Annotated in this window: 1 protein-coding gene; it reads right to left on the bottom strand. The window is 67.6% G+C overall.

Annotated features, from left to right (window positions below; genetic code table 11):
• Positions 1-28 precede the first annotated feature (28 nt).
• Positions 29-1,200, bottom strand: a protein-coding gene (locus I4Q42_RS25795) for an IS3 family transposase (RefSeq protein WP_198578969.1) whose coding sequence is annotated in 2 segments (ribosomal slippage) — positions 29-927 and positions 927-1,200 — 1,173 coding nt in all. Because the reading frame shifts where the segments join, the coding sequence is not laid out codon by codon here.
• Positions 1,201-1,262: the final 62 nt, after the last annotated feature.

The raw sequence follows: 1,262 nt of genomic DNA, 5'->3' as shown, positions 1-1,262 counted from the left end.
TGATCTTCCCCCGAGAAAGTGGACGGGGTTAAGCCGCTCTGCGTTCGGCCTCGGCAGGGCTGATATAGCCCAGAGCCGAGTGCAGGCGACGTGAATTGTAGAAGCCCTCGATGTAGCCGAACAGGTCGCGGCGGGCCTCGGCGCGGGTGGCGTAAATCCGGTGATGGACGCGCTCGGTCTTGAGGGTGTGGAAGAAGCTTTCCATCGGGGCGTTGTCCCAGCAGTCGCCCTTGCGGCTCATGGATGGGGTGATCCCGGCCTGGGCCAGAGCCAAGCGATAGGCCTCGGCGGCGTATTGAATGCCGCGATCCGAATGATGGATGAGGCCCGGCGCGGGCTTTTGGCGCGCGATGGCCATGGTCAGGGCCTCCAGGGCGATCTGGGTGTGCAGGGTGTCGCGCATCGACCAGCCGACGAGCTTGCGGGTGTGCATGTCGAGGACGCCAGCCAGGTAGAGCCAGCCTTCGCCGGTCGGGATGTAGGTGAGATCGGCGAGCCAGACTTGGCCTGGCGCCGCCGCCTGGAAGTTGCGGGCGAGCCTGTTGGGCGCGATCGGATAGCCATGGCGGCTGTCGGTCGTGCGCGTGCGGCGGGGCAAAGCAGCCAAGCCTCGCAGGCCGGCCCGGCGCATCAGCCGCTCGACCCGCGAGCGCCCAACCCGGCGCCCATGGCCGCGCAGGACGGCGTGGACGCGCGGCGAACCGTAGGTCCCGCAGCTCTCGGCATGGATCAGGCGGATGTCCTCGGTCAGCGCGCGATTGGCCGCCGCCCGCTGGCTCTCGGGCCTGACGCGCCAGGCGTAGTAGCCGCTGGCCGACAGGCCCAGGACCCGACACATCATCCGAACCGGCCAGGCGCCGCGATGCTCATCGACGAACCCGAACTTCATCGGGAGGCCGCTCCGAAGATGAGCGCGGCTTTTTTTAGGATGTCTCGCTCCATCCGCAGATGATCGTTCTCCCGGCGCAGCCGGGCGTTCTCGGCGGCCAGATCAGACGGCGACGGAGCCGGCGCTTGCGTGTTGGGGCGCCGCGCCGCCCCCGTCGCCTGCGTCCCGTACTGCATCATCCATCGTCGCAGCACCGTCTCGTGCAGGCCCAACTCCCGGGCCACCGCGCCGGCCGACAGGCCGCTCGTGGCGACACGATCAACCGCTTCTCGTTTGAAGGTCTCCGGAAAGACCCGACGCTTCACGCTCATCAGACACTCCTCTCCAGCTCCGAAAAGCTAGCATGGGTGTCCACTCAAACGAGGGAGGATCA

The organism is Caulobacter hibisci (assembly GCF_016135805.1).
GTDB classification, from domain to species: domain Bacteria; phylum Pseudomonadota; class Alphaproteobacteria; order Caulobacterales; family Caulobacteraceae; genus Caulobacter; species Caulobacter hibisci.
This window is presented reverse-complemented; position numbering and strand designations above follow the sequence as displayed.